General features: G+C 57.6%; 11 protein-coding genes and 1 pseudogene. 6 read left to right on the forward strand and 6 right to left on the reverse strand.

Annotated features, from left to right (window positions below):
- Window positions 1-484 (reverse strand): sugar transporter (locus R6T97_RS01415; protein WP_410347529.1); only part of this gene is annotated, 484 nt, incomplete at its 3' end.
- 228 nt (window positions 485-712) lie between these two features.
- Here R6T97_RS01415 and R6T97_RS01420 point away from each other — a divergent pair.
- On the forward strand, window positions 713-1,540 hold the full coding sequence (locus R6T97_RS01420) for a YihY/virulence factor BrkB family protein (protein WP_410347530.1): 828 nt from the start codon (window positions 713-715) through the stop codon (window positions 1,538-1,540).
- A 3-nt stretch (window positions 1,541-1,543) separates the two neighbouring features.
- On the opposite strand, the gene kynU is transcribed toward R6T97_RS01420, so the two are convergent.
- Window positions 1,544-2,737 (reverse strand): kynureninase, encoded by a 1,194-nt coding sequence (kynU, locus tag R6T97_RS01425; RefSeq protein WP_410347531.1) that lies wholly within the window; start codon window positions 2,735-2,737, stop codon window positions 1,544-1,546.
- A 182-nt stretch (window positions 2,738-2,919) separates the two neighbouring features.
- Between kynU and R6T97_RS01430 the strand changes: the two genes are divergently transcribed.
- From R6T97_RS01430 to R6T97_RS01450, 5 genes are all read left to right on the forward strand, one after another.
- Window positions 2,920-3,369, forward strand: coding sequence for a methyltransferase family protein (locus R6T97_RS01430; RefSeq protein WP_410347538.1), 450 nt, complete (start codon window positions 2,920-2,922; stop codon window positions 3,367-3,369).
- Between the two features lie 104 nt (window positions 3,370-3,473).
- Window positions 3,474-5,054, forward strand: a complete 1,581-nt coding sequence (locus R6T97_RS01435; RefSeq protein ID WP_410347532.1) for a Re/Si-specific NAD(P)(+) transhydrogenase subunit alpha — start codon at window positions 3,474-3,476, stop codon at window positions 5,052-5,054.
- A 12-nt stretch (window positions 5,055-5,066) separates the two neighbouring features.
- Entirely contained in the window at window positions 5,067-6,584 is a 1,518-nt protein-coding gene (locus R6T97_RS01440; protein WP_410347533.1) for an NAD(P)(+) transhydrogenase (Re/Si-specific) subunit beta, read from the forward strand.
- 111 nt (window positions 6,585-6,695) lie between these two features.
- Window positions 6,696-7,073 (forward strand): hypothetical protein, encoded by a 378-nt coding sequence (locus R6T97_RS01445; RefSeq protein ID WP_410347534.1) that lies wholly within the window; start codon window positions 6,696-6,698, stop codon window positions 7,071-7,073.
- 57 nt (window positions 7,074-7,130) lie between these two features.
- Window positions 7,131-7,601 carry a Dps family protein gene (locus R6T97_RS01450; RefSeq protein WP_410347535.1) on the forward strand — a complete coding sequence of 157 codons (471 nt, stop codon included), beginning with the start codon at window positions 7,131-7,133 and terminating at the stop codon, window positions 7,599-7,601.
- A gap of 7 nt (window positions 7,602-7,608) precedes the next feature.
- Here the strand turns inward: R6T97_RS01450 and R6T97_RS01455 are convergent, their stop codons facing one another.
- The 4 genes and pseudogenes from R6T97_RS01455 to R6T97_RS01470 form a co-directional block, all read right to left on the reverse strand.
- Entirely contained in the window at window positions 7,609-7,854 is a 246-nt protein-coding gene (locus R6T97_RS01455) for a DUF1289 domain-containing protein (RefSeq protein ID WP_410347536.1), read from the reverse strand.
- Window positions 7,855-7,999: 145 nt separating this feature from the next.
- Window positions 8,000-8,887, reverse strand: coding sequence for a YghX family hydrolase (gene yghX, locus R6T97_RS01460; RefSeq protein ID WP_410347537.1), 888 nt, complete (start codon window positions 8,885-8,887; stop codon window positions 8,000-8,002).
- Window positions 8,888-8,963: 76 nt separating this feature from the next.
- Entirely contained in the window at window positions 8,964-9,911 is a 948-nt protein-coding gene (locus R6T97_RS01465; RefSeq protein WP_410347539.1) for an ABC transporter permease, read from the reverse strand.
- A 1-nt stretch (window position 9,912) separates the two neighbouring features.
- A pseudogene (locus R6T97_RS01470) lies at window positions 9,913-10,032 on the reverse strand (ABC transporter permease); the annotation flags it as partial.

Here is a 10,032-nt window from a genome sequence, read left to right on the forward strand (position 1 = left end):
CCCGTGCCTTTGTTGCTATGCGCAATTTTCTTCTAAACAATAACAGGTCCGCTAGCTCCGACCATGGCGCTTCATCGAACATCAGGTAATTGCCTTCGACAATCACCACCTTTGCAGCAGCGGGCACGGCAACCGATCCCGCAATCGCCAGATCACGCGTGCGGTCAAAAGAGGGCGCAAAGACTTCTTCGCCTGTCTTGAGCGCCCTGATCAGTCGCAAAAAACCGGGTGCGTCAAACGTTTCAGGCGCGCCTTTGCGCGGGCGCAGGCCGCGGGCCTCGAGGATGCTGTTATCAAGGTGAAACCCGTCCATCGGAACGACGATGGACTTGCGCCCCTGTGCATTCAGGCGGCGGGCCAGTTCGCTGGAGAGGGTGGATTTGCCACAGCCCGGTGCGCCGGTAATGGCCACCAGATAGCGGTCGCTTTCTTGGGCCAACACCCGCTCGGCGAGCGTGTTGGTATGTGCGGTCAGGGTGTTCACTGCATCTGCCTTCGGTTTCAGGGTTTTCCCTGTTTTGAGGAATCCTAGCGTGTCTTTCACTGCGACGCGACTGTTTTTCCGGTCTGGCGTGTCGTTGTCGCTGCTGGACGCTGCCTTTTGACGACATATGTGGCGGCTGGCGCGACTTTGCCCTAAGTTAAAGCTTAGCAATCAAAAAATGGCGTTTAGTTCAGTCGAATGGTGACATTGAAGCGGATATGGCAAATCTTGGCTGCAGTCTGGAAGACTGCGGGAGAAAAGCACATTGGCCTGATCGCCGCCGGGGTCGCTTTCTTCGGCATGTTCGGAATTTTTCCGGGGATCGCCGCAGTCATTGCCATTTTCGGGCTGATCGCCGATCCGGTGGTGATCGCCGAACAACTGGCGTTGATGGAAGACATCATCCCGCCGGATGCCTATAATCTGATTGCGTCACAGGTCTTTCGGTTGGTTGCTGCACCCACGGATGCGCTGGGCTGGGCCACGGTGGTATCCATCGCGCTGGCGCTCTGGTCCAGCCGTGCAGGTGTAGCGGCCCTGATCGGGGGACTGAACGCGATTGCAGGCCAGCGCACGCGCAACGGGCTGTGGCAGATGGTTGTGGCCTTGCTGTTGACGTTTGCCCTTGTGACATTGGCAATTATCGCGCTGACTGTTGTGGTGATCGTGCCTATCATTCTTGCTTTCATCCCGATGGCCGGCGCGACCGCATGGGTGCTGGAAGCCATGCGCTGGCTGATCGCCTTGGGTGTCCTGATGACGGGGCTGAGCCTGCTTTACCGCTTTGGCCCTGTGCGTATCGGGGGGCGGGGACGCTGGATCACTGTGGGTGCGTTTGTTGTCGTTGTCTTATGGGTCGGTGCGTCGGCAGGGCTGTCTTACTACCTGACCAATTTCGCCAGTTATAACGAGGTCTACGGCTCTATCGGCGCGGTCATCGGCCTGCTTTTGTGGCTTTACGTCAGTGCCTATCTGATCTTGCTGGGGGCGGCCCTGAATGTGGCTGTCCACGGGTATGACAGCCTGCCGGACGAGCAAGAGGCGACCTATGTCTGAGTTTCAGGTAACGCGGGCGACCTGTTTGTAAGCCGGATCATCCCAAATCGCATGACCCATCACATCGGCGATCACATCAATTGCCGCATCCACATCGCCCGCGTCGATGAAGAGCGGGCAAAAGCCAAAGCGCATGATGTCGGGTGCGCGAAAATCACCGATGACATTGCGTGCGATACAGGCCTGCATGGCGGCATAGCCGTGTTCAAAGGCGAACGACACCTGACTGCCGCGCTGATCGGTATCACGCGGGCTGGCGAGGGCGAGCATCGGGCAACGTGCTTCGATGCCTGCGATAAACTGTTCCGTCAAACGGATAGAGGCGGCACGCAGCGCATCCATATCCACCTGATCCCAGATATCGAGCGATGCATCCAGCGCCGCCATTTGCAAGACAGGCGGTGTGCCGACACGCATCCGCTCGATCCCGGTGCCGGGGCGGTAGTCGAGGTCGAAGGCAAAGGGGGCTTCATGGCCCAGCCACCCCGACAAGGCTGGCTGGCACTTGTCGATGTGTTTTGGCGCGACATAGATGAAGGCAGGCGCACCGGGCCCGCCATTGAGGTATTTATACGTGCAGCCAACGGCGAAATCCGCGTCGCAGCCTTGCAGATCGACTGCCATCGCCCCTGCCGTATGCGCCAGATCCCAGCAAGCAATAGCCCCAACCGCATGCGCCTTGGCGGTAAGCGCCTTCATGTCGTGCAAACGGCCAGTCCGGTAATCGACTTGCGTCAGCATAAGCACCGCCAGATCATCGTCGATGTGGTTTTCCACATCCTCGGGGTCCACGACGCGCAATTCATGTCCGCGCCCCAGCGATTTGATCAGACCTTCGGCCATGTAAATATCCGACGGAAAGTTGCCGTTGTCGGTCAGGATCACCTTGCGATCGGGCACCAGATCAATGGCGGCGGCGAGCGCCTGATAGACCTTGATCGACAGGGTATCACCCAGCACCACATGGCCGGATTCGGCACCGATCAAGCGCCCGATGCGGTCGCCCAATGTTGTTGGCTGCGCCATCCAGCCCGCACGGTTCCATCCGGTAATGACCTTTTCGCCCCATTCGGCGGTCACTGCGCGTTCAACGCGTGCGGCAGCGGCCCTTGGCAACGGCCCCAGCGAATTGCCGTCCAGATAGATCATGCCTTCGGGCAGGTGAAACATCGCTTTGGTCGCTGCAAAATCAGTCATCAGACCAGTCCTCCGGAAATCTGTATCGTCTGGCCGTTTACACTGCGCAAGATGCCGGTGTCGACATAAAGCAGACACAGCGCATGTTTTCCTGTGTGTTCCATGATCCGTCCAACGCCCTGATAAAGCCTAACGGCAGGCAAGGCATGGACAAGGGCAAAATGCTCCGGCAAAACAAGCGCATGAAATGGATCGACATCCCTCCCGTCTGGCTGCTGCTGGCTATCGTTCTCACTTGGTTGATCGCGGACCTACAACCGATGTCTTGGGCCATCGGCGGGCCGGTGACGGATCTGTTGGGCGGGTTGCTGGTAGGAGGCGGGATCGTGCTGATGCTGCTGGCCTTTGTCGAGATGCGGCGAAAGCGCACAACGATCATTCCGCATATGGAAGCCGATCAACTTGTCACGTCGGGCATCTTCAAACGCAGCCGCAACCCGATCTATCTGGGCGATACGCTCGTTCTGGCAGGGCTTGCCTTGCGCTGGGAAGCGCCTGTCGCCTTGCTACTGGTGCCGCTTTTCATGTTTACGATCACGCAACGCTTTATTATTCCCGAAGAAAACCGCCTGCGCGTCAAATTCCGCGCGGATTTCGCCCGTTATTGCCAAAAGACGCGACGCTGGGTGTGACTGTTAGCGCATGATATTTAATGTCATGGCAGCCGGTCCCTTGTGAAATATTCTGTCGCACGATAATGCATCTTAACTGCCAGAACAGATATGGGGGATGATCCGTGAAGATCGGCACACCAAAAGAAATATTTGAAGGCGAAGACCGGGTCGCGATGACACCCGCTTCTGCCAAAGACCTGCAAAAGCTCGGCTATGAATGCGTGATTGAAACAGGGGCTGGCGAGGCCGCCGGTTTCTCGGATCAGGTATATAAGGACGCGGATGTAGAGGTCGTAAAGACTGCCGCCGCTCTTTACAAAGCTGCGGATATTGTCGCCAAGGTGCGCCCGCCGTCAGACGCCGAGATCAAGCGCCTGCGCGAAGGCCAGACTCTGATTTCGTTCTTCTATCCTGCGCAAAACAAGGAGTTGATGGAGGCCGCCAACAAAAAAGGCGCCACTGTCATCGCCATGGACATGGTACCGCGTATCAGCCGCGCGCAGAAGATGGACGCGCTGTCGTCGATGGCGAACATCGCCGGTTATCGTGCCGTAATCGAAGCGGGCAGCAATTTTGGCCGCTTCTTCACCGGTCAGGTGACGGCTGCCGGCAAGGTCCCGCCCGCGAAGGTTCTTGTTGTCGGGGCTGGTGTTGCCGGTCTTGCCGCGATCGGGACAGCCACATCGCTGGGCGCGATGACCTACGCCTTCGACGTGCGCCCCGAAGTGGCCGAACAGGTCGAATCAATGGGTGCCGAATTCGTTTTCCTTGATTTCGAGGAAGAGCAGCAGGACGGCTCTGCGACCGGCGGTTACGCCGCTGTTTCGTCGCCGGAATTCGCTGCCGCGCAATTGGCCAAGTTCCGTGAAATCGCACCCGATATGGATATCGTGATCACCACGGCGCTGATCCCGGGCCGTGAGGCACCAGAGCTTTGGACCAAGGATATGGTCGAAAGCATGAAACCGGGGTCGGTGATCGTTGACCTGGCCGCCGAACGGGGCGGTAACTGCAAGCTGACGGTCAAGGACGAAAAGATCGTGACCGACAACGGCGTGACCATTGTCGGCTATACGGATTTCCCAAGCCGGATGGCTGCGCAGTCTTCCACGCTATATGCCACCAATATCCGCCACATGATGACGGATTTGACACCACAAAAAGACGGCACGCCCAACCACAACATGGAAGACGATGTGATCCGCGGTGCAACGGTGACGCACCACGGCGAAATCACCTTCCCGCCACCACCACCCAAGGTGGCCGCGATTGCGGCGGCTCCCAAGAAGGAAGCACCAAAAGAGCTGACGCCTGAAGAAAAGCGCGCAAAAGAAGTCGCGGCCTTCAAGCAGGAGACAAAGACACAGGTAAGCCTTCTAGCCGCAGGTGCGGCGCTCATTTTGGGCATTGGCCTTATTCCGGGGATGCCTGCCAGCTTCATGCAGCACTTCATCGTATTCGTCTTGTCGGTCTTCATCGGTTTCCAGGTCATCTGGAACGTCGCACATTCGCTGCACACACCGCTGATGGCCGTGACGAACGCGATCTCGTCGATCATCATTCTGGGCGCGCTGATCCAGATCGGATCAAGCAGCGCACTGATCACCGTATTGGCGGCACTTGGTATCTTTATGGCAGCCATCAACATCTTCGGTGGCTTCCTCGTGACACGGCGCATGCTCGCCATGTTCCAGAAATCCTAAAGGGGCAGGGCAATGGAAAACGCATTCACTATCGCGGCCTATGTCGTCGCAGGTATACTCTTCATCCTCTCGCTGGGCGGCCTTTCGGGGCAGGAAAGCGCGAAACGTGCCGTCTGGTACGGTATCTCAGGTATGGCGCTGGCGGTCTTTGCCACGCTTGTCGGGCCGGGGTCCGGTCTTGGGCTGCTGTCGATCGTGCTGATCGCACTTGGCGGTTTGGTCGGCTATCAACTGGCGACCAAGGTCGAGATGACCCAGATGCCGGAACTTGTGGCGATCATGCACTCGCTTGTGGGTCTGGCAGCGGTCTTTGTCGGCTTTAATGCTGATCTGATGATCAACGATATCGCCGCTCTTTATCAGGCGAATGGTCAAGTTATGGGCGCCACCCAAGCCGACGGCATCACCGCGATCGGGTTGCCCAGGGACGTCTACGAGGAGCTGAGCGCCTTTGGTCAGTTGATCGCGAAAAAGTCGAGCGTCGAAATCGGGATTCTGCGTGTCGAACTGGTGCTTGGTATCTGGATCGGTGCGGTAACCTTCACCGGTTCCGTCATCGCCTATGCCAAGCTTGCGGGCAACTCCAGCATGCTGCCCTTCAAGGTCGATACATCCGCAAAGAAACTACCCGGCGGGCATATGTTGAACGCCGGTGCGGCTGCGCTGTCGGCTGTGATGCTGATCGCCTATCTGGGTGGCAGCGGCTCATGGGCGCTGGTCTTGCTGACACTGGCCGGCCTGTTTATCGGCTATCACCTGATCATGGGCATCGGCGGCGCGGATATGCCTGTCGTCGTGTCGATGCTGAACAGCTATTCCGGCTGGGCGGCGGCGGCGATCGGCTTCTCGCTCGGTAATGATCTCTTGATCGTTGTGGGCGCGCTGGTCGGCTCAAGCGGTGCGATCCTGTCCTACATCATGTGCAAGGCCATGAACCGGTCGTTCGTCAGCGTGATCCTGGGGGGCTTTGGCGGCCCGCAAGGCGAGCAGATGGCCGTTGAAGGAGAGCAGATTGCAATTGATGCGGACGGCGTCGCGACCGCGCTGAATGAAGCGGATAGCATCATCATCATCCCGGGCTACGGCATGGCGGTGGCACAGGCCCAGCAGGCGGTGTCGGAACTGGTGCGCAAACTACGCGCCAAGGGCAAAAACGTCCGCTTTGCGATCCACCCTGTCGCGGGGCGTCTGCCGGGGCACATGAACGTGCTCTTGGCCGAAGCGAAGGTGCCTTATGACATCGTGATGGAAATGGACGAGATCAACGAGGATTTTCCTGATACCGATGTGGCCATCGTGATCGGCTCCAACGATATCGTGAATCCTGCGGCACAGGACGATCCGAACAGCCCCATCGCTGGTATGCCGGTTTTGGAATGCTGGAAGGCCAAGCAGGTGATCGTGTCCAAGCGCGGGCAGGGTACCGGCTATTCCGGCATCGAGAACCCGCTGTTCTTCAAGGAAAACACGCGTATGTTCTACGGTGACGCGAAAAAGTCTTTGGACGAATTGCTGCCCAAGATCGACTAGGCAAGCGTCAGGGACAAAAGCAAAGGGCGGTGCGACAAGGCGCCGCCCTTTTGCTTTCCGGATTGCGCGGACACTTATTCTGAGTATATTAGTCGGAAATAGGAGCGAGTCTTGGCACAAGTTGCTTTTGCATATTTTCGAAACACCGGACGCGCAACAGAACCGCTGCGCCCCACCCCACCGGCACTGCGTCGCGCGGGCCGCAAGGCGCGGCTTTCTGGCGTCATAACGGGCGATCCGATGGCGGATTTGCTTGCTGCCTTGCCCGAAGCGCTTGGCCGCAGACTGCGTTTTCACGAACTGACCGCAGCGGAACAATCGTTCGATGAGTTGTGGCTGGCAAATATATTCGATGCCATCCGCCAAGGCGATGAAGACCGTTATCGGTTTGGTATGCTCAGTCGTATGTCACGCGAAAAGGCGGCCAGCCTGCATTTCCTGATATGCAAAGCCGTGGCAAGGCTCGACGAAGCAGGTGAAGAGATCTAGGTCTTATTCAAGGCCGGCTTCGCCAATAAGATGATGACACTTTGATAAGGACTTACCATGACACAAACAGCTTCCGATCTCAGCCCCTCTGCGCAGTCAGCCATCGCCGATGCGCTGAACCAATGCGTTGCGGAGACGGCTGTAACCACCATGCTGGCGCAGAACTTCCATTGGAACGTGACCGGCATGGCCTTTGGCCCGCTGCATGCGATGTTTCAGGAAATCTACGAAGATCACTTTGTCGCGCAGGATGATCTGGCCGAAAGGATTAAGGCGCTTGATGCACATGCAGACGGTATGCTGGCGGTTATGCTCAAGCGGTCCAAGGTGGCCGAACATGACGGGCATACCGATGACAAGACCATGGTCAAGATGCTGCAAGAAGCGCAGGAAACACTCGCTGCGACACTTGCCGCCGCCGGTGAACTGGCAGCGGAACATGGCGATACGCTGACCGAAGATCTGTGCATCGCGCGCGGGCAGACCCATGAGAAGTTTGCCTGGATGCTGCGGTCGCATCTGGCCTAAGCGACCGCTAGAATTCAACCGGTAGAGATGCGCCTTTTTTGGCGCATTTCTTTTTGTATTCCTTGCGCCAATGTTGGTATTTGCCCAGTTGGTCCTGTTGGGTCATCAGCATTTCAATAAAGGCTGTCTTGTGCGCAGGTTTCTTCAATGACTTGTAAAGCGACTTTTGGGCCTTTGTCATCGCACATCCGATACAATGGCCCTCGCGCTTGTACTTGCAAATGTCGATGCAGGGTGACGGTATTTTGCTCATCCGGCGGCTCACTCGGAAATTCTTTGTGTCGCCCTTATCTGATTGTTTCTGTCGGAATTCACAAGCGCCATTTTGCCGCATTTTGACAGGGGGCAAAGCCTCCTGTCCAATTTCCCAAGGCGAGATTGCCGCGCATTCCTGACGATCAGGTTAGATAGGTGTTGAACCACCCGATCGTGCGGTCCCACGCCAGTTCGGCCATTGCCTCATCATAGCGAGGGGTGCTGTCATTGTGGAAACCGTGGTTGGCACCCTCATAGAAATATTCTTCAAAGGTTTTGCCGTTCGCCGTGAGAGCGGCGCTATAGGCGGCGGCGCCTTCGTTGATACGCTCGTCCAGTTCACCGTATTGCAGCAACAACGGGGCCTGAATTTTCGGCACGTCCGCGACCGCTGCCTGACGGCCATAGAACGGCACACCGGCGCTCATCTCGGGATAGGCAACAGCCAGCGCGTTCACGACGCCACCACCATAGCAAAAGCCCACAGCGCCTACGCGCCCTGTGCTGTCATCGCGGCCCATCAGATGTTCGAACCCTGCGAAAAAGTCATTCATCAGCTTTTCGCCATCAACGGTGCGCTGCAAATCGCGGCCTTCGGCGTCGTTGCCGGGATAGCCGCCAACCGAGGTCAGACCATCAGGGGCCAGTGCCATGAAACCCGCCTTGGCGACACGCCGTGCGACATCTTCGATATAAGGGTTCAGGCCACGGTTTTCGTGGATGACCAGTACGGCAGGCAGGGGGCCCGTTGCCTCGGCCGGTTTGACCAGATAGCCGCGCACCTCTCCATGGCCGTTCGGCGAAGGGTAGGTGATGTACTCCGGCACGATGTCAGGGTCATTGAACGACACCTGCTCGGCCAGTGCATAATCGGGGCTAAGCATTGTCAGCAGGGCGGCGGCTGTCACGCTGCCAACTGCGAATTTGCCTGCCCTGTCCAGAAACTCGCGCTTGGTAATCTTGCCGTGCGCATAGAAATCGTAAAGATCAAGAAGTTCCTGATCAAAATCCTTTGCGGTCATCCTGTTCATAATTTGGCTCTCCTGTTGGCTGGCGACTTTTTGTCAATCTCCTAGCGAAGCTATGCCGATCGCAACCTAAGGCAAATCACAACCCTCTGATCCGCGGATCAAGCGCGTCGCGCAAGCCGTCGCCTATGTAGTTCACCGCCAAAACGGTCAGTGAGATCGCCAGACCGGGCCAGAGGACGCGCTCGGGGAAGGCGGTCATCCGGTCGACGCTGTCAAACAGGATCTTGCCCCAGGTGGGGAAATCCGATGGAAAGCCAAGGCCGAGGAACGACAGCGCGCTTTCCGTGATGATCGCAGTTGCAAGGCCAAGGGTCGCGGACACCATGATCGGCGACAGCACGTTGGGCAGTAGGTGCCGTGTGATCATCCGCCGTGCAGGTGTACCGATGGACCGCGCGGCGAGCACGAACTCGCGTTCTTTCAGGGCCATCACATCGCCCCGCACGATCCGCGCGGTCTGCATCCATGACGTGACGCCGATACCGACCACGATCAGGATGAAAATGCCGTTTTCCGGCCCGAATGCCGCGCGCAGCGGATCACGGAACAACAGCATCATGACCAGCAGCAATGGCAGCAGGGGCAGGGACAAAACCAGATCGGTAAAGCGCATCAGAATACCGTCGAGACGTCGGAAATACCCCGCCAGGACACCAATCAGCGTTCCAAGGAAAACGGCTAAAATCATCGCAGTCCACCCCACGGCAAGCGAAATCCGCCCTCCTTGCATGATGTTGGCCATGATATCCCGCCCAAGGTTGTCCGTGCCCATCGGGTTGGCCCAGCTCACCTTTGCTTCGCTGTTGAAAAGAGCCATGTAGATCGGGCGCACGTCCTTGTTGCGGATATCCAATTTGCCGGGATCGACCTGCCACAGCCATGGGCCGATCGTCGCGAAAAGCGTGATGAAGATCAAAAAGCCCAGACCAAAGACAGCGCCCTTGTGCGTCTTGAACTGGTCCCAGATATCAAGCCACTGGTTGCGTGGTTTTTCGATAAGAGGCTCTTTCTTCGGGATGCTCATATCAGTCATAGCGAATCCTCGGGTCAAGCACACCGTAAAGAATATCGGCGATCAGGTTCATCATCACGATCAGAACGGCCAGCAGGAAGGTGATGGTCATGACCATCGGAATGTCTGATCC

The organism is Yoonia sp. (genome assembly GCF_046498525.1).
GTDB lineage: Bacteria > Pseudomonadota > Alphaproteobacteria > Rhodobacterales > Rhodobacteraceae > Yoonia.